Annotated in this window: 15 protein-coding genes; 6 read left to right on the forward strand and 9 right to left on the reverse strand. The window is 70.4% G+C overall.

What is annotated here, in order from left to right; genetic code table 11:
- Positions 1-48: 48 nt before the first annotated feature.
- Positions 49-897 (reverse strand): polyamine aminopropyltransferase, encoded by an 849-nt coding sequence (speE, locus tag ABD970_RS03520; protein WP_345294109.1) that lies wholly within the window; start codon positions 895-897, stop codon positions 49-51.
- A gap of 153 nt (positions 898-1,050) precedes the next feature.
- Between speE and speA the strand changes: the two genes are divergently transcribed.
- A complete protein-coding gene (gene speA / locus ABD970_RS03525) occupies positions 1,051-2,940 on the forward strand; it encodes an arginine decarboxylase (protein ID WP_345294110.1) in 1,890 nt (629 codons plus the stop codon).
- A 114-nt stretch (positions 2,941-3,054) separates the two neighbouring features.
- Here the strand turns inward: speA and ABD970_RS03530 are convergent, their stop codons facing one another.
- The 5 genes from ABD970_RS03530 to radC all read right to left on the reverse strand — a co-directional run bounded on the left by ABD970_RS03530 (position 3,055) and on the right by radC (position 8,021).
- The gene (locus ABD970_RS03530) at positions 3,055-3,807 is read right to left on the reverse strand and encodes an SDR family NAD(P)-dependent oxidoreductase (RefSeq protein WP_345294111.1); all 753 of its coding nucleotides are present in this window, start codon (positions 3,805-3,807) and stop codon (positions 3,055-3,057) included.
- 160 nt (positions 3,808-3,967) lie between these two features.
- The gene (locus tag ABD970_RS03535) at positions 3,968-4,408 is read right to left on the reverse strand and encodes a hypothetical protein (protein ID WP_345294112.1); all 441 of its coding nucleotides are present in this window, start codon (positions 4,406-4,408) and stop codon (positions 3,968-3,970) included.
- Between the two features lie 87 nt (positions 4,409-4,495).
- A complete protein-coding gene (locus ABD970_RS03540) occupies positions 4,496-5,212 on the reverse strand; it encodes an SPOR domain-containing protein (protein ID WP_345294113.1) in 717 nt (238 codons plus the stop codon).
- A gap of 125 nt (positions 5,213-5,337) precedes the next feature.
- Positions 5,338-7,098, reverse strand: coding sequence for an arginine--tRNA ligase (argS, locus tag ABD970_RS03545; protein WP_425563032.1), 1,761 nt, complete (start codon positions 7,096-7,098; stop codon positions 5,338-5,340).
- A gap of 140 nt (positions 7,099-7,238) precedes the next feature.
- Entirely contained in the window at positions 7,239-8,021 is a 783-nt protein-coding gene (gene radC, locus ABD970_RS03550) for a RadC family protein (RefSeq protein ID WP_345294115.1), read from the reverse strand.
- Between the two features lie 45 nt (positions 8,022-8,066).
- Here radC and coaBC point away from each other — a divergent pair, with 45 nt between their 5' ends.
- Genes coaBC through ABD970_RS03565 form a run of 3 tightly spaced genes read left to right on the forward strand, consistent with a single transcriptional unit; the run spans position 8,067 to position 12,133 of the window.
- Entirely contained in the window at positions 8,067-9,338 is a 1,272-nt protein-coding gene (coaBC, locus tag ABD970_RS03555; protein WP_425563033.1) for a bifunctional phosphopantothenoylcysteine decarboxylase/phosphopantothenate--cysteine ligase CoaBC, read from the forward strand.
- On the forward strand, positions 9,335-9,793 hold the full coding sequence (gene dut / locus ABD970_RS03560; RefSeq protein WP_345294117.1) for a dUTP diphosphatase: 459 nt from the start codon (positions 9,335-9,337) through the stop codon (positions 9,791-9,793). Before coaBC ends, dut begins: the two co-directional genes overlap by 4 nt.
- Before the next feature lie 15 nt (positions 9,794-9,808).
- The gene (locus ABD970_RS03565; protein ID WP_345294118.1) at positions 9,809-12,133 is read left to right on the forward strand and encodes a phosphomannomutase/phosphoglucomutase; all 2,325 of its coding nucleotides are present in this window, start codon (positions 9,809-9,811) and stop codon (positions 12,131-12,133) included.
- 115 nt (positions 12,134-12,248) lie between these two features.
- Here ABD970_RS03565 and ABD970_RS03570 read toward each other — a convergent pair whose 3' ends face one another.
- Genes ABD970_RS03570 through ABD970_RS03580 form a run of 3 tightly spaced genes read right to left on the reverse strand, consistent with a single transcriptional unit; the run spans position 12,249 to position 14,172 of the window.
- The gene (locus ABD970_RS03570) at positions 12,249-12,893 is read right to left on the reverse strand and encodes a hypothetical protein (protein ID WP_345294119.1); all 645 of its coding nucleotides are present in this window, start codon (positions 12,891-12,893) and stop codon (positions 12,249-12,251) included.
- Between the two features lie 57 nt (positions 12,894-12,950).
- Positions 12,951-13,625 carry an orotate phosphoribosyltransferase gene (gene pyrE, locus ABD970_RS03575; RefSeq protein WP_345294120.1) on the reverse strand — a complete coding sequence of 225 codons (675 nt, stop codon included), beginning with the start codon at positions 13,623-13,625 and terminating at the stop codon, positions 12,951-12,953.
- Between the two features lie 49 nt (positions 13,626-13,674).
- Entirely contained in the window at positions 13,675-14,172 is a 498-nt protein-coding gene (locus ABD970_RS03580) for a GNAT family N-acetyltransferase (protein WP_345294121.1), read from the reverse strand.
- Positions 14,173-14,273: 101 nt separating this feature from the next.
- Here ABD970_RS03580 and ABD970_RS03585 point away from each other — a divergent pair, with 101 nt between their 5' ends.
- Together ABD970_RS03585 and ABD970_RS03590 are read left to right on the forward strand one after the other, a co-directional pair.
- Positions 14,274-15,077: an exodeoxyribonuclease III gene (locus ABD970_RS03585; RefSeq protein WP_345294122.1), complete on the forward strand. Its 804-nt coding sequence runs from the start codon at positions 14,274-14,276 to the stop codon at positions 15,075-15,077.
- Positions 15,074-16,483 (forward strand): AmpG family muropeptide MFS transporter, encoded by a 1,410-nt coding sequence (locus tag ABD970_RS03590; protein ID WP_345294123.1) that lies wholly within the window; start codon positions 15,074-15,076, stop codon positions 16,481-16,483. Before ABD970_RS03585 ends, ABD970_RS03590 begins: the two co-directional genes overlap by 4 nt.
- The last annotated feature ends 27 nt before the right edge of the window (positions 16,484-16,510 follow it).

Raw genomic sequence — 16,510 nt, forward strand, 5'->3', positions numbered from 1 at the left:
CGGGACGCATCGATGGGTGCGACAGGCAACCTGGCTCACGATCGCGCGCTAGCGCTCGAGGCGCTCCGCCACGAATGGCGGCAGCACGCGCGCGGCGCCATGGACGCCGGCGCTGTAGTAGCGCGTTTCGAAGGATTTGTCCGCGGCGTCCTGCTCGCGGAACCCAAACCCCCCCGACTTCCTTGCCAGCGTGCAGCTCCACCACCCCGTGGGGTAGCACGGCTGGGGGAAGGGCAGCGTCTGGAAGGCATTGAAGCCGGCCTTGCGCATTTCCCCGCGCATTTCCAGGATCAGGTCCAGCAGCACCAGCGGCGACTCGGATTGCTGCACCAGGATCCCGTCGTCCCTGAGTGCGCGGAAACAGCTCTCGTAGAACGCCTTGTTGAACAGGCCTTCGGCGGGCCCGACCGGATCGGTGGAGTCGACGATGACGATGTCCAGGCTGCCCGGCGCGCAAGCGGCCATGTACGCGATGCCGTCGTCGAACAACAGCTCGGCACGCGGATCGCCGTTGGATTCGCACAATTCGGGGAAATGCTTCTCCGCCATGCGCGTGACCTGCTCGTCGATGTCGCACTGCACGGCGCGCGCGACGCCCGGATGCTTCAGCACTTCGCGCAACGTCCCGCAGTCGCCGCCGCCGATGATCACGACCTGCTTCGGATCCGGGTGCGTGAACAATGCCGGGTGCGACATCATCTCGTGGTACAGGAAGTTGTCGCGCGTGGTCAGCATCATCGCGCCATCGATGAGCATCAGGTTGCCCCAGTCCGTGCTCTCGTAGATCTCGATCTTCTGGAAGGGCGACTGCACCTCGTCGAGCTTGCGCACGATCCGGTAGCCAATGGCGGAACCCGCGGGTTCGAAGTTTTCGTATTTCCAGCTGGGATCGGTCATCGTGGGGCCTGGTCGAGGGTGAGTACCACCGCGTTGCGCGGCCGACTGCCGCCGCAGCCAGCCGGGCGTTCGCCGGGGCGGGGCCGCGGATTGTATCCAACGGGCCCGGAGGCGGGCGTTAGAATGCCCGTCCGTACTCGCCGGATAGCGCCCATGACCACCTGGTCGCCCGACCAAGCCCGCAAGACGTACTCGATCCCGCATTGGGCCGAAGGGTACTTCGACGTCGATGCCGCCGGCCGCATCATCGTCCAGCCCGATGGCCCCGACGGGCCGACGATCCCGTTGCCCGACGTGGTCGACACGGCACTGTCGCAGGGCGCGCACCTGCCGCTGCTGGTGCGCTTCCCGGACATGCTCGGCGATCGCCTGCGCAAGCTGCAGTCGGCCTTCGCGCAGGCGCAGGCCGACTGGGAATACACCGGCGGCTACACCGCGGTCTATCCGATCAAGGTCAACCAGCACCAGGGCGTGGCCGGCACGCTGGCGACGCATGCGGGGGAGGGCTTCGGGCTCGAGGCCGGCAGCAAGCCGGAGCTGATGGCCGTGCTGGCGTTGAGCCGGCCCGGCGGCCTGGTGGTGTGCAATGGCTACAAGGACCGCGAATACATCCGGCTGGCGCTGATCGGGCGCAAGCTCGGGGTGCAGACCTACATCGTGATCGAGAAGCCGTCCGAACTCGCCCTGGTCATGGCCGAGGCGCGGGCGCTGGACGTCAAGCCCGCGCTGGGCGTGCGCATGCGGCTGGCCTCGCTGGGCGCGGGCAAGTGGCAGAACAGCGGCGGCGACAAGGCCAAGTTCGGCTTGTCCCCGCGGCAGTTGCTGGATCTGTGGAAGTCGCTGCGCGACAGCGGCATGGGCGACTGCCTGGGCCTGCTGCATTTCCACATGGGCTCGCAGATCTCCAACGTGCGCGACATCGCCAACGGCATGCGCGAGGCGACGCGCTACTTCGTCGAGCTGTCCAAGCTGGGCGCGAACATCACGCACGTCGACGTCGGCGGCGGCCTGGGCATCGATTACGAGGGCACGCGCTCGCGCAGCTTCTGCTCGATCAACTACGGCATCCAGCAGTACGCCGGCACCATCGTGCAGCCGCTGGCCGATGCCTGCCAGGCCAATGGCCTGCCGCCGCCGCGCATCGTGACCGAATGCGGCCGCGCGATGACCGCGCACCACGCGGTGCTGGTGGCCAACGTGTCCGAGGTTGAGGCCGCGCCCGAAGGGCGCGTGCCCGACGTCCACGACGACGAGCCGACGGTGATCCGCCACCTGCGCGAGATCCACGCGGAACTCGATGCGCGCCCGGCGGTCGAGCTGTTCCAAGAGGCGCAGCATTTCCACGCCGAGGGCCTGGCATCCTATGCCCTCGGCCAGATCGACCTGATCCACCGGGCGCGGATCGACGACCTGTTCTACGCCATCGCGCACGCCGTGCGCTCGAGGCTGGCCTACGGCGAGAAGAGCCATCGGCCGGTGCTCGACGAGCTCAACGAACGCCTGGTCGACAAGTACTTCGTGAATTTCAGCGTGTTCGAGTCGATGCCGGACGTATGGGCCATCGACCAGGTGTTCCCGATCGCGCCGATCGAGCGCCTCGACGAGAAGCCGGGCCGACGCGGGATCATCGCCGACCTGACCTGCGACTCCGACGGCAAGATCGACACCTACGTCGAGAACGAGGACCTGGACACCTCGATGCCGTTGCACGCCCTGCGGCCCGGCGAGAGCTACCGGCTGGGTTTCTTCCTGGTCGGCGCGTACCAGGAGATCCTCGGCGACATCCACAACCTGTTCGGCGACACCGACGCGGTCGAGGTGCGGATCAAGGACGGCGCGATCGGCATCACCCAGCAACGGCGCGGCGACACCACCGACGTCATGCTCGACTACGTCGGATACAAGGTCGACGACCTGCGGCGCCGCTACCGCGCGCTGGTCGGCTCCGCGGACATCGGCAAGTCCGAAGCGGCCAAGCTCAACGAGATGCTGGAGGCAGGCCTGACCGGCTACACCTACCTCAACGCCGATCCCGGCGCGTAGCCGGGTCGGCGGGACCGGCCGCGGGGAGCGGCTGCCGGTGCTCCGCGCCGGCTCGGATACCGTCCCGTCCTGTTTCGCGGCCGCGTGAGCAGGGGCCGCGAGGGCTGGCCGCGCTCAGGATTCGCGGTGGATCCGGAAGCCCGCGAACGACTGGCTGACCGGCATGAGTTCCAGCCGGTTGATGTTGAGGTGCGGCGGCAGGTTCGCGACCCACCAGAGGGTCTCGGCGATGTCGGCGGCGGTGATCGGCGACGCGCCCGCGTAAAGCTCGTCCGAGGCGGACTGGTCGCCCCCGGTGCGCACCAGCGTGAATTCGGTTTCCGCCAGGCCCGGTTCGATCGAGGTCACGCGCACGCCGGTGCCGTGCAGGTCCGCGCGCAGCCCGAGCGAGAACTGGGTGACGAAGGCCTTGGTCGCGCCGTAGACGTTGCCGCCGGCGTAGGGATAGGTCGCCGCGATCGAACTGATGTTGAGGATGGCGCCGCGCCGCGGCACGAGGGTCGGTAGCAAGGCATGGGTCAGCGTCGCCAGCGCGGTGACGTTGCTGTCGATCATCTGCCGCCACTGGCCGAGGTCGGCATGCTGCGCAGGCGCGGTGCCGAGCGCCAGGCCGGCGTTGTTGACCAGGACGTCGATGTCGCGGAAGCCGGTGGGCAGGGCCTCGATCGCCGCCTGCATGGCCTCGGTGTCGCGGATGTCGAAGCTCGCGGCGTGGATGCATCCCGGTGGGAAGCGTTGCGCGAGTTCCTGCAGCCGTTGCGCGCGCCGGCCGCAGGCGATCACGCGCCATCCGGCACCGGCGAAGCGTTCGACGGCAGCGGCGCCGAAGCCTGAGGTCGCGCCGGTGATGAGGATGGTGCGGGGCATGCGCCGATTCTAGTCGACGCGATCCGCTGCAGAGGTGCCGGCTCCGATCGCGGATGGCGCGCTCACCCCGCTTGGCTGGCCGGCTCGCCGCAATCCCCGCGGCCAGCCGTTGCCCATCGTGCATGCACCGTGCCCGCGCGGCCCGGGTCGGTGGAGGCGCTCAGCGGGGCGTCTTCTTCGTGGCCGGTTTTGCGGCCTTTTTCTTCGCAGGCTGGTTCGTTTTTTTCCCGGCGAGGCTGGACTTGGCGGTCTTCGAAGCCGTCTTGGGTGCTGTCTTGGGGGTGGCGGTTCCGGAGGCCTGCCCCGAAGGCTTGCGCTTGCGCCCGGTGGCCGACTTGCCGCGCGTGCGCGCGCGGCTGGCCCGGGTCTTCTTCAGCATGTCCTCGGCCAGCACCACGTCCTCGGACAGGATCCCGGCCGCCTTGGCGATGGCGATGCGCGCCTCGGCCTTGTTTTCGTCCGGATTGGCGAGCAGCAGTTCGCGGATCGCCTCGCGCAGCGCCGCGGCGGCATCGCGCTTGAGGCGCAGGTCGCTGCTCTGCCTGAACAGCAGCAGCAGGGCATCGACGACGGGTTTGATCAGGGCGGCTTCTACAGGCATGGCGAATCCCGGTGAGCAGGGCAGCATGCGGTTCGCAGGTCTCACCGACCGCGACGGGGGCGGACGGGCAGCGGCCGGCTGCCGTCCCTACTTCGACTTGATCGCCAGCGCCGGCAGGCCGCCGTTGCCGAGCTTCTGCTTGGCCTCCGCGAGCTCCGACGCCGTGGCGTAGGGCCCCATGCGCACCCGGTGCACGGTCTTGCCGCCCACCTCGGCCGTTTCGACGCGCGCCCCGAGGCCGAGCAGGGCGATGCGTGCCTTCAGCGCCTCGGCGTCGTCGGACGCGCTGAAGGCGCCGGCCTGGAGGATGTAGCGGGCATCGTCGCCGCCGGCCGCGGCGGAAGCCGCGGGGCGTGGCGGCGTGGCGGCGGTGTCCGGAAGGGCGGTCGATGGCGTTTGCGCCAGGTCGGCGGCATCCGGGTCGGCCTGCTCGCGCTGGCGGGCCTCCTCGGCACGCGCGCTGGCGGCGATCTGGGCGTCGGTCAGCGCGACTTCGTCGGCCGGCAGCATGGTGTAGAAGTCGTACTGCGTTTCCGGGGGCGATCCGGCTTCGGGCGCGGGCGCGATCTCGTCGGGGACGACGGGATCGTCACCCTCGTCGCTGGAAGTCGCGGCCGGACGGGCATCCGGATTGGGGCGTGGGCGGAAAAAGCCTTCCTCGCCATCGGACTTGAGCAGCCGGGGCGCGGCGAGGACCACGACCACCGTCAGCACGATGCCCAGGATCATCCATGCCCAGCCGGGGAGTCCCGCCCGGTGGCTGCTACTGCGTCGTGCCTGGGACCTGCCGCGTTTGACTGCCACTGCCGTGTTGCCCTCGTGATCCGGGTCGCGCCGCGTGCCGCTTGCACGCTTGCGCGGATATCCGTGAGTTTATGCCAATCGGCGGACGGTCCCCAGCGTTCGGGACGCGGCACGCGATGGCGACGCTACATCGCCTCCGGCGCGGACACGCCGAGCAGGTCCAGCCCGTTCGCCAGCACTTGGCGCACCGCCAGCGCCAGCGCCACGCGCGCGTTGCGGGTGGCGTCGTCGTCGACCAGGAACTGGTGGTCGTTGTAGTAGCTCTGGAAGGCCTGCGCCAGTTCCAGCAGGTACGTCGCCAGCAGGTGGGGCTCCAGTTGCTGGCCGGCGACCGCGACGATCTCCGGCCACCGCGACAGGTCGATCAGCAGGTTGCGCGTGGCGCGGCTGGCGGAGGAGTCGCCGTCGAGTTCCAGTGGCTGCGTGAGCCCGGCCTCCAGGTCGAAGGACAAGCCGCGTTCGCCGAGCTGGCGCAGCAGTCCGCAGATGCGTGCGTGCGAGAGCTGCACGTAGTAGACGGGATTGTCCAGCGACTGCGAGCGCGCCAGGTCGATGTCGAACACCAGCTGCGACTCCGGCTTGCGCGCGACCAGGAACCAGCGCGTGGCGTCGCTTCCGGCCTCGTCGATCAATTCGCGCAGCGTCAGGTAGCTGCCGGCGCGCTTGGACAGCTTCACTTCCTCGCCGCCGCGCATCACGGTGACCATCTGGTGCAGCACGTACTCCGGGTAACCCTCGGGGATGCCGGCGTCCAGCGCCTGCAAGCCCGCGCGGACGCGCGCCAGCGAACCGTGGTGGTCGGCGCCCAGCTCGGTGATCGCGCGCTGGTAGCCGCGCTGCCACTTGCTGCGGTGGTAGGCGACGTCCGGCACGAAATAGGTATAGGTGCCGTCGGACTTGCGCATCACGCGGTCCTTGTCGTCGCCGTAATCGGTGGTGCGCAGCCACAGCGCGCCGCCATCCTCGTAGGTATGGCCGTGGGCGACCAGCTCGCGCACGGTCTCCTCGACCCGGCCCTCGTCGTACAGCGAGCTTTCCAGAAAGTACACGTCGAAGGCGACGCCGAACGCGGCCAGGTCCGCGTTCTGCTCCCGGCGCAGCCACGCCACGGAGAAGCGGCGGATCGCATCGAGGTCGTCGATGTCGCCGCTGCCGGTCACGGTCCGGCAGTCGCTCTCCACCGAGGCGCCGTCGAGGTAGGCACGGGCGACATCGGCGATGTAGTCGCCCCGATAGCCGTCCTCCGGCCAGCCGGAGTCTTGCGGCGACAGCCCCTTGGCACGGGCCTGCACGGAAAGCGCCAAGTTCTCGATCTGCACCCCGGCGTCGTTGTAGTAGAACTCGCGGCGCACGTCCCAGCCATTGGCGGCCAGCACGCGGGCGATGCAGTCGCCGATGACCGCGGCGCGGCCATGGCCGACATGCAGCGGTCCGGTGGGATTGGCCGACACGTATTCGACGCCGGCCATACGGCCGCCGCCATCCTCGTTGCGGCCGTAGCGACCGCCTTGCGCGTGGACCTCGCGCAAGGCGCGCTGCCATGCCGCGGGCGACAGGCGGAAGTTGAGGAAGCCGGGCCCTGCGATCTCGACCTGGGCGATGTCGTCGCTGGCGGGCAATGCCTGGACCAGGGCCTGGGCGATGGCGCGCGGGTTGGTGCGCGCCGCCTTGGCCAGCAGCATGGCCGCGTTGCTGGAAAAGTCGCCGTGGCTGCGATCCTTCGGTCGTTCGACCACGAAGTCCGCCAGGGTGGCATCGGCGGGCAGGGTGCCCGCGGCGCGCAGGCCGGCGATGCCCTGGCTGACCAGCGTTCGGACCACGTCGCGCGGCGGGGCGCTGGGAGGGGGATTCACGGAGAAGTCTGCGACGTCTTGAGCGGCCGCCATTGTACGCGAGCGCCGTCCGCGCAGACCCGCGTCGTGGCGCAGGACGCACGCCGTGCCGTGGACTCGGCGCGGGCAAGGCGCCGTCGCGGACACATCTTTCCTTGCACTTCAGACGCGGTCGGTCGTGCTTGCAGCAGCGTTCAGACCCAACCCCGGGCCGCCAGCGACATCGGGGCGCCGTCACCGACGACGAAGTGGTCGAGCAGGCGGACGTCGACCAGCGCCAGGGCCTGTTTCAGGCGCGCGGTGACTGCGCGGTCGGCGGCGCTGGGCTCGGCATTGCCGCTGGGGTGGTTGTGGCCGACGATCACCGCCGCGGCGTTGTAGGCCAGGGCGCGGCGGACCACCTCGCGCGGGTGGACCTCGGCGCCATCGACCGTGCCGCGGAACAGCTCCTCGAACGCCAGGGCGCGATGGCGGGAGTCGAGGAACAGTGCCGCGAAGACTTCGTTGGGATGGCCGCGCAGGCGTTGCGTGAAATAGCGTCCCGCGGACTGCGGATCGGTCAGCGCCTCGCCGCGTTCGAGCCCGGCGGCCAGGTATCGATTGCAGAGCTCCAGCGCGGCGGACAACTGGCAGGCGCGGGCAGGGCCGAGGCCGGGCAGATCGGCCAGCTCGGCCGGGGGGCGTTCCAGCAGGCAGCGCAGTGGGCCGTGCAGGGCCAGCAGGTTGCGGGCGGTCGCCACCGCGTCCAGGCCGCGCAGCCCCGAGCCCAGGAAGATCGCCAGCAGCTCGGCGTCGGACAGGACCGGCGCGCCGCGGGCCAGCAGCTTTTCGCGGGGACGTTCGGCGGCGGGCCAATCGCGGATGTGGCTGGGGGCACGACCAGCGCCGGGGTGGGCCGGGCAGGCGGCGTGCGGGTCCGGGGTCTGGTCCGCGTGAGGCCGGGGGGCAGCGGGCAAGGGGATCGGGGCAATGTCCATGCTCGCCAGCTTGGTCCCCGATCGTGACCTGCGCCCTCAGTCTGCATGACGCCTTCGGGTAAGCTGTTTCCCCGATTTGCCGTAGGAATTTTCCGACCCGTGAGCGACGCGGCGCACAAGCTGCACGGCCAGCGCATCCTGCTGTGCGTCTGTGGCGGGATCGCCGCCTACAAGGCGGTCGACCTGGTGCGCAGGCTGCGCGAGGCGGGCGCCGAGGTGCGCGTGGCGATGACCGACAACGCCCAGCGTTTCGTCGGTGCCGCCAGCTTCCAGGCCGTGTCCGGCGAGCCGGTGCGAAGCTCGCTCTGGGACGCCGCCGCCGAGGCGGCGATGGGGCACATCGAGCTCGCCCGCTGGGCCGATCGCATCGTGGTCGCCCCGGCGACGGCCGATACGCTCGCGCGGCTGGCGCACGGCCTGGCGGACGACCTGGTCAGCACCCTGTGCCTGGCCACGACCGCGCCGATCACGGTGGCGCCGGCGATGAACCACCGCATGTGGCTGCATCCCGCGACGCAAGCCAACATCGCCTTGCTGCAGTCGCGCGGCGTGCAGGTCGTCGGCCCCGCGGACGGACCGTTGGCCGAAGGCGAATCCGGCCCGGGACGCCTCAGCGAGCCGCTGGAGATCGTCGCCGCGCTGGCGGGGACGGTCGCACCGGGCGATTTCGCCGGCCTGCGCATCGTGGTCAGTGCCGGACCGACCTACGAGGACCTGGACCCGGTGCGCTACCTGGGCAACCGCAGCAGCGGCAAGATGGGCTTCGCGATCGCGCGGGCCGCGGCCCGGCGTGGCGCGGAGGTGGTCCTGGTGGCCGGGCCTGTGGCCTTGCCGACGCCGCAGGGCGTGACCCGGGTCGACGTGCGCTCTGCGGCGCAGCTGCATGCCGCCGTGCTCGCTGCCCTGCCGGCCGATGCCTACGTCGGCGCCGCCGCCGTGGCGGACTTCACCCCGCGCACGGTCGCTGCCGGCAAGATCAAGAAATCCCCCGAAGATGCCGAAAGTCGCGTGCTGGACCTGGTCCGCACCGACGACGTGCTCGCCACGGTGGCGCGGCATGCGCTGCGTCCGCGGCTGGTGGTCGGGTTCGCGGCGGAGACCGACGACGTGGTGGGCAACGCGCGCCGCAAGCTGGAGGCCAAGGGCATCGACCTGATCGCTGCCAACCGCGTCGGCGCGGCGGGGGCGGGGTTCGAGGGGGACGACAACGAGTTGGCGGTGCTCTGGGCCGGCGGCGAGCGCCGCATCGGGCCCGCGCCGAAGGCGATGGTGGCCGAGGCGCTGCTGGACGTCGTGCGCGAGCGGATGACGGCATGAACCGCACGCTCGAGGTCAAGGTACTGGACGTGCGCTTCGGCGAGGTGTGGCCACTTCCCGCCTACGCCACCGCGGCGAGCGCCGGGCTGGACCTGCGCGCCGCGGTCGATGCACCTGTCGCGCTCGCGCCCGGCGACGCCGCGCTGGTGCCCACGGGGCTGGCGATCCACCTCGCCGACCCGACGCTTTGCGCGGTGGTGCTGCCGCGTTCGGGGCTGGGGCACAAGCATGGCATCGTGCTGGGCAACGGCACCGGCCTGATCGATGCCGATTACCAGGGGCCGTTGATGATCAGCGCCTGGAACCGCGGCAAGGCGACCTACACGATCGAACCCGGGGACCGCATCGCGCAACTGGTGGTGTTGCCGATCGTGCGCGCCACCCTGCAAGTAGTGGATACTTTCGCCGACAGCGCCCGAGGGGAAGGCGGGTTCGGCCATACCGGCATGCGCTGACAGGGGAACACGGCAATGACCGAGCAAGATACGAGCAACCCGCGCCAGTGGATGGCGCAAATCCGTCCCGCGCTGCCGATCCTGGCCGTGGTGGCTGCGCTGCTGTCCGTATGGATGGCCTGGAGCGGCTGGAGCCAGATGCAGGGCGAAGCCCGGCGCAGTTCGCTGGAGCAGAATCGCGACTCGATCGCCGCGATGACCAGCAAGACGCTCCAGAAGGAGCTTGATCACCTTGAGCGCGAGCTGGCCTCGGCTCCGGTGCAATCGGCACTGGCGGCCGGCAACCTGGCAGCGGCCAGTGCCGCGCTGGGCCGCGGCTGGCGGCAGGCCGAGGAGGTCGTGGTGCTGCCAACGGATCTCGCCGCCGCCTATGCGGGCCTGCCCGCGGCAGGGTTCGGGCGGATCGCGGTCGCCGAATCGGCGCTGGCCTCCCGTTCGGCCGTTTCCTGGGTGATCCGCGATGCAGGCGCGCCCAAGCTCGCCATCGCAGCACCGGCGCGCGCGGGCGGCGAAATCGTCGGCGTCGCCCTGGCGCGCCTCCCGATCGCTCGCGCCACCGCGGGGATCGACGCGGTCTCGCTGGACGAACGGACGTTCCTGGCCCTTCGCCAAGGCGGCTTCACCATTGCCGAGCGCGGCAACGCGGCATTGGCCGAGGTCGCGGAGCGTCGGGCCATTCCCGTGCCGGGAACCGGCCTGCGGGTGGCCGCGGCGATGCCCACGCCAGTCGCGGCCCCGTTCTCGCTGGACGCGATCCCGTTGTTCGGCATCTCCGCCCTCCTGCTGGTGCTGGCATTCCTGCTGTGGCGGGCGCCGCGCACGGCCAGGGCGCCGGCAGAGGGCGTCGGGGAGACCGCGGCGTCACCGACCCTGCAGCAGTCCGTCATCGAGACGCCACCGGAAGCAGCACCAGTCGCGCACAAGGTGGTGGTGCCGCAAGCGCCTGCGCCCGCGCCCGTGCGCATCGACCGCGGCATCTTCCGCGCCTACGACATCCGCGGCATCGTCGGCCAGACGCTCGACCGGGGCGTTGCCGAACTGGTCGGGCACGCGATCGGATCGCTGATGGCCGACAAGGGCCTCAACGACATCGTCGTGGGGCGCGATGGGCGCCTGTCGGGCCCGGAGATGGCCGCCGGCCTGATCCAGGGCCTGCGCAAGGCAGGCCGCAACGTCGTGGACATCGGCATGGCGCCGACGCCGCTGGTCTATTTTGGTGCCTACTTCCTGCGCGCGGGCTGCTGCGTCTCGGTGACCGGCAGCCACAATCCGCCCGACTACAACGGCTTCAAGGTCGTGGTCGGGGGCGAGACGCTTTCGGGGGATGCGATCGTCGACCTGCATGCCCGCATCGCCGAGGACCGCCTGCACACCGCCGACGAGCCTGGGTCGCTGTCGGTGCGCGACATCGCCGACGACTACGTCGAGCGCATCGCCTCGGACGTGCAGATCGACCGTCGCCTCAAGGTGGTCGTGGATGCAGGCAACGGCGCCGCGGGCGAGATCGCGCCGCGTGTCCTGGCGGCGATCGGCGCCGATGTCGAGCCGCTGTACTGCGAGGTGGACGGGACGTTCCCGAACCACCATCCCGACCCCAGCGATCCCGCCAACCTGCAGGACCTGATCAACATGGTCACGCGTTTCGACGCCGACCTGGGGATCGCCTTCGACGGCGACGGCGATCGCCTCGGGGTGGTGACGCGCACCGGCGAGAACATCTTCGCCGACCGCCTGCTGATGCTGTTCGCGGCCGACGTGCTGGAGCGCAACCCGGGCGCGGTCATCCTCTACGACGTGAAGTGCACGGGCCGGCTCCCGGGGCACATCCTGCGCCATGGCGGCAGCCCGCTGATGTGGAAGACCGGGCATTCGCTGATCAAGGCAAAGATGCGCGAGACCGGCGCCGAGCTGGCTGGCGAGATGAGCGGCCATTTCTTCTTCGGCGAGCGCTGGTACGGCTTCGACGACGGCATCTACGCCGCCGCTCGCCTGCTGGAGATCCTCGCCGGGCGCCCCGAGTCGCCGGGCGAAGTGCTCGAGGCGCTGCCCAATGGCGTGTCGACGCCGGAGCTCAAGGTCGAAGCGCCCAATGGCGATCCGCACGCCTTCGTCAAGCGCTTCGTCGAGCGCGCCAGGTTCGAGGACGGCGCGCGGCCATCCACGATCGACGGCATGCGCGTGGACTGGAGCGACGGCTGGGGGCTGGTGCGGGCGTCGAACACCACGCCCGTGCTGGTGATGCGCTTCGACGCCGACAGCGAGGAGGCGTTGGCGCGCATCCAGGACGAGTTCCGCGGCCAGATGCTGGCGCTCGATCCGGGCCTGAAGCTGCCGTTCTGACGGCAGCCGTCGCGGCGTCGCTGGTCGCCCGCGTCGAGCGGGCGTGCCGCGTTTCCGTTTGGACGGGCGGCGAGTGCGGCGCCGGGTGGGCCCCGCGTTGCGGGGCGCCTCGCGCTCAACCTTGGCTGGGCGTCTTCATCTCGCGGTAGCGCTGCAGCGCCTGGTCAAGATCGTTGCCGAGTTCGGCGCGATCCTGCAGCTGCTTGCGCAGCATCGCCTGCAGGCGCACGAGTTCGGTGTGCTGGCCCACGATCCTGTCGGCCAGCGGCTTGCGCACCGGCTGGGCCTGCAGTTCGGTTTCCGCGGCCTGGCGCAGCAAGGACAGCAGGCTCTGGCGCAGGTTGTCGATGCCCATGCGCAGCGTCTTGACCGATTCATCGTTGAGGACGATGCGTTCGTTGTAGGCGCGGCGCAGGTCGGCCTCGGTGGCATAGGATTCGATCATCGCCAGGTCGCGGCGCCGCCGCGCGGCCTCGGCATCGGCGGCCAGCCGGGCCTCCTCGGCGGCCTGTGCGGCTGCCGCGCGCTCCTCGCCCGTCAGCGCGCGATCCACTGACCCGGTCCGAAGCCCGCTGGTTGAATTGATCTCGGTCCGCGCACGGTCGACCGCGGAAGGCGGCAGCGTGTCGCCGCAGACCTGGACGCCATTCTCGGCCCAGCAATACAACTTCTTGCCGGCGGGCTTGTTCTGCGCCTCGGCCGCGGTCGGCAGCATCGCCAGCAGCGCGCAGGCGACCAGGATCACGCTACGGTTGTTCATGGCACCCGCCCCCCGGCCGGTCGTTGCGTCTCGATGCCGCGTGCGAGCTTGGCGCGGTCACGGTGACCCCGAGTCTACGCCGTAACGGCGGCGGTAGGCGAGAAGCCGGTCACGCTCCGCGGCCAGCGCGGCGCTGCCGCCGGCGAGCGCGAGCAGGTCGTCCAGCGACGCGATGGCGACGACCGGGATCGCGTGCTCCGCGGCCACGGCCTGCGCCGCCGAACGGCGCGCCGTGCCGGGACCGCCCTCGCCGAGCATCTCCTGGCGATCGAGGGCGATCGCGATGCCCGCGGGCGTGCCTCCGCCGCCGTCGATCAGCGCAAGGGCCTCGCGGATCGCCGTGCCCGCGGTGATGACGTCGTCCACGACCAGCACGCGCCGGCCGGCCAGGTCGGCGCCGATCAGCGAGCCGCCTTCGCCGTGGGACTTGGCTTCCTTGCGGTTGAAGGCCACCGGGAGGTCGCGGCCGCGGCGCGCGAACTCGCAGGCCAGCGCGGTGGCCAGCGGGATGCCCTTGTAGGCAGGTCCGAACAACAGGTCGAAGTCGACGCCGGCCGCTTCGATGGCGTCGGCATAGCACGCGGCCAGCGTCGCCAGCGCCGCGCCGCGGTCGAAGCGGCCGGCATTGAAGAAGTAGGGGCTGGTGCGGCCGGACTTGAGGGTGAATTCGCCGAAGCACAACGCGTCGGCCTGCAGGGCGAGCTCGAGGAACCGCTGGCGATGATCCGACATGCGGAGGATTCTGCCATGCGCGCCGCGCCGATTCCGCCGGCCGGATGGATCAGGCGCCGACGGCGCGCAGCAGCAGCCGCTGCGGACCCGCCCGACCCCCGGCGTGCAATTCGCCGCTATCCACGAAGCCGGCGCCGCGGTAGGCACGCGCGGCGGCCGTGTTGCGGCAATCGACGTTGAGTGCCAGCAACCGGCACGCAGGATGGCGCCGGGCCAGATCGTTGCAGCAGGACAAGAGCACCTGCCGCGCCAGCCCACGGCCCTGCCAGTCCTGGTCGATCACCAGGGCCCGCAGCACCGCGCAGCGACCGTCGAGCCGGCGGCGGCTGACGGCGGTAGGCCGGTGGTCGAGGCGGTAGAAGCCGACCACGACCCCGTCGGCGAGGATCGCCATGGCCTCGCTGTCCGGATCGGATTCGGCGCTGTCGAGGTTGAGGCCGATGTCGCCGACGTAGTCGGCCTGGCCGGGCGCCAACCGCAGCGCGCGGATGGCCCCGCGCTGGGACGGCGCGACGGGCACGACCCGCAGGTCCAGGACGCTGGTCATCCGCCGAGCATAGCCGGGGCGGACAGCGCCTGCCGGGGAGGCGCCCTGCGCGCGGAATCCGTTAGTCTGCACCCTCCCGGCACGCACGATTCCCCTCCCACATGCGCATCATCAGCTTCAATGCCAACGGCATCCGGTCCGCCGCGAGCAAGGGCTTCTTCGATTGGTTCGCTGGCCAGGATGCCGACGTCCTGTGCGTGCAGGAGACCAAGGCCCAGAAGCACCAGCTGGCGGGCGAGGCCTTCCGTCCGCCCGGTTACCAGGTCCGTTTCCGCGACGCCACCACCCGCAAGGGCTACAGCGGCGTGGCGATCTACAGCCGGCGCGAGCCGGACGAGGTTCGCACCGCGCTGGGGCGCGACACGTTCGACGAGGAGGGCCGTTACATCGAGGCCCGGTTCGGCGACCTCAGCGTGGTGTCCTTCTACATTCCGTCGGGCAGCTCGGGCGACCTGCGCCAGGGCTACAAGTTCGAGGTGATGGAATGGCTCAAGCCGCAGCTGGACCAGTGGCTGGCCAGCGGCCGTCATTACGTGCTGTGCGGGGACTGGAACATCGTGCGTAGCGAACTCGACATCCGCAACTGGAAATCCAACCAGAAGAACTCCGGCTGCCTGCCGCCCGAACGCGGTTGGCTCAACGGGCTGATCGGCGAGGACGGCGGCAGCGACGGCACCGCGGCGTGCGCAGGCGGCTGGGTCGATGCCTATCGCGCGCTCCACCCGGCAGGCCGGGACTACACCTGGTGGAGCAACCGCGGCGCGGCGCGCGCCAAAAACGTCGGGTGGCGGATCGATTACCAGCTGGTCACGCCGTCGCTGCGCGACAAGCTACGCGGCTGCGCGATCCACCGCGAGCCCCGGTTTTCCGACCACGCCCCCTTCGCCGTGGACTACGCCCTGTGAGCGCGGCGCAGGATCCGGTCGCCGACGACGCCGTCCCGCGCCACGGCTGGCGCTATGTGCTGGCCAACCTGCGGCAGCGCAAGGTGCTGGCGATGCTGTTGCTGGGCTTCAGCTCGGGCATCCCGATCTACCTGGTCGGCAACACGCTCGGGTTCTGGATGCGCGAGAACGACATCGAGCTGTCGACCATCGGCTTCCTGTCCTGGGTCGGCCTGGCGTATTCGCTGAAGTTCCTGTGGGCACCGCTGGTCGACAAGGTCGATGCGCCGGTACTGGGCCGCTGGCTGGGCCGGCGACGCGGCTGGATGCTGCTGTCACAGGCCGTGGTGGCGGCGGCGCTGTTGGGCATGGCGCTGGTCGAGCCCAGGGAGGATCTGGTGAGCGTCGGTGGCATCGCGCTCGACCGGCTGCTGGTCTTTGGCGGTCTGGCCCTGGTCGTCGCCTTCGCCTCGGCCACCCAGGACATCGTCATCGATGCCTGGCGCATCGAGTCGGCGAGCAACGACGAGCAACAGGGGTTGCTCACTTCCACGGCCACGCTCGGCTACAGGGGCGCGTTGCTGGTGACCGATTCGCTGATCCTCATCGCCGCCGCCTACATCGGCTGGGCGGTGTCGTACGGGTGGATGGCGGTGCTCATGGGCGTCGGCATGGTCGCGGTCGCCATGGCCCGGGAGCCGGCGGCCAGCCTGGCGGCGGCACAGCAGCAGACGGGGCTGTGGACCGCGCGGGGCCTGTACGACGCGGTGCTCGGCCCGTTCGTGCGGTTCTTCCAGAGCCATGGCCGCTTCGCGCTGGTGATGCTGCTGGCGATCAGCCTCTACCGCCTGCCGGATTTTCTTTTGGGGCCGATGGCCAATCCCTTCTATGCCGACCTCGGGATCGACAAGGAGACCGTGGGTGCGGTGCGCGGCTCGATCGGCCTGGTGGCCACGATCCTGGGCATCGCCGCCGCGGGGATTTCCGCGGTGCGGTTCGGCTTCATGCCCACGCTGCTGGCGGGCGCGGTGCTGGGGCCGGGTTCCAACCTGGCCTTCGCCTACCTGGCGCTGCACGGCTCGGACACCGGCGTCTTCAGCGCCGCCATGGTGATCGACAACTTCTGCAGCGGCTACGCCGGGGTGGCCCTGATTGGCTACATGTCCAGCCTCACCAGCGCCGGGTATACCGCGACGCAATACGCCTTGCTCAGTTCGTTCTATGCCCTGGCGGGCAAGGTCCTGAAGGGGTTCTCCGGCGTGTGGGTCGAGCAACTGGCCCTGGGACGGACCCTGCTGGAGGGTTACGCGCTGTTCTTCACCGCGACGGCCCTGGTCGGGATACCGGCCGTGCTGCTGTGCATCTGGTTGTGGCGCCGGGCCCCGGTGCCGCGGAAGATCACTCCAGCCGGCCCTGCACCGGGCTAGACTGCGTCGCATCGTGTCAGTGCAGGG

The sequence above is a fragment of the Luteimonas vadosa genome (assembly GCF_039543545.1).
GTDB classification, from domain to species: Bacteria; Pseudomonadota; Gammaproteobacteria; order Xanthomonadales; family Xanthomonadaceae; genus Luteimonas; species Luteimonas vadosa.

Bases quoted from the DNA above. Each gene is read 5' to 3' on its own strand.
- coaBC (WP_425563033.1), top strand. From the start codon at position 8,067: ATGACGCCTTCGGGTAAGCTGTTTCCCCGATTTGCCGTAGGAATTTTC.
- ABD970_RS03565 (WP_345294118.1), top strand. From the start codon at position 9,809: ATGACCGAGCAAGATACGAGCAACCCGCGCCAGTGGATGGCGCAAATC.
- ABD970_RS03585 (WP_345294122.1), top strand. From the start codon at position 14,274: ATGCGCATCATCAGCTTCAATGCCAACGGCATCCGGTCCGCCGCGAGC.
- speA (WP_345294110.1), top strand. From the start codon at position 1,051: ATGACCACCTGGTCGCCCGACCAAGCCCGCAAGACGTACTCGATCCCG.
- ABD970_RS03530 (WP_345294111.1), bottom strand. From the start codon at position 3,807: ATGCCCCGCACCATCCTCATCACCGGCGCGACCTCAGGCTTCGGCGCC.
- ABD970_RS03580 (WP_345294121.1), bottom strand. From the start codon at position 14,172: ATGACCAGCGTCCTGGACCTGCGGGTCGTGCCCGTCGCGCCGTCCCAG.
- pyrE (WP_345294120.1), bottom strand. From the start codon at position 13,625: ATGTCGGATCATCGCCAGCGGTTCCTCGAGCTCGCCCTGCAGGCCGAC.
- ABD970_RS03535 (WP_345294112.1), bottom strand. From the start codon at position 4,408: ATGCCTGTAGAAGCCGCCCTGATCAAACCCGTCGTCGATGCCCTGCTG.
- speE (WP_345294109.1), bottom strand. From the start codon at position 897: ATGACCGATCCCAGCTGGAAATACGAAAACTTCGAACCCGCGGGTTCC.
- radC (WP_345294115.1), bottom strand. From the start codon at position 8,021: ATGGACATTGCCCCGATCCCCTTGCCCGCTGCCCCCCGGCCTCACGCG.
- dut (WP_345294117.1), top strand. From the start codon at position 9,335: ATGAACCGCACGCTCGAGGTCAAGGTACTGGACGTGCGCTTCGGCGAG.
- argS (WP_425563032.1), bottom strand. From the start codon at position 7,098: ATGGCGGCCGCTCAAGACGTCGCAGACTTCTCCGTGAATCCCCCTCCC.
- ABD970_RS03570 (WP_345294119.1), bottom strand. From the start codon at position 12,893: ATGAACAACCGTAGCGTGATCCTGGTCGCCTGCGCGCTGCTGGCGATG.